This window comes from Staphylococcus sp. EG-SA-15, from assembly GCF_017151895.1.
GTDB classification, from domain to species: Bacteria; Bacillota; Bacilli; order Staphylococcales; family Staphylococcaceae; genus Staphylococcus; species Staphylococcus aureus.
Map to the genome: position 1 here is coordinate 1 of NZ_JACVZN010000088.1, position 388 is coordinate 388.

The following is a 388-nucleotide window of genomic DNA, read 5'->3' on the forward strand; positions in this document are numbered from 1 at the left end:
TTTCTTCTTTAGTCAGCGCATTGTTAATGTCGTTATGACCTTGTTGAAGTATTTGATTAATTCGATCTTTAAGTGCTTGTTTTTCCTTATCTGTTAGATTTGGATTTTGATCGATTTCGTCAATTAAAGCTTGTACACGTTTATCAATATCTTGTTTCGCATTTTCTTTAGCTTTCACTAAATCTTTGATGTCTTGTAATGCTTGTGCAAGTTGTGCTTTGGCTTGTTCAATTTCTTCTTTTGTCATCGCATTGTTAATGCCGTTATGACCTTGTTGAAGTATTTGATTAATTCGATCTTTAAGTGCTTGTTTTTCCTTATCTGTTAGATTTGGATTTTGATCGATTTCGTCAATTAATGATTGAACTTGCTTATCAACGTCTTTATT

1 protein-coding gene is annotated in these 388 nt (G+C 31.7%); it reads right to left on the reverse strand.

Features of this window, described 5'->3' with window-relative positions; translation table 11 throughout:
• On the reverse strand, positions 1 to 388 hold a 388-nt coding region (locus IDG64_RS14460; protein WP_206171365.1), incomplete at both ends, for a DUF1542 domain-containing protein.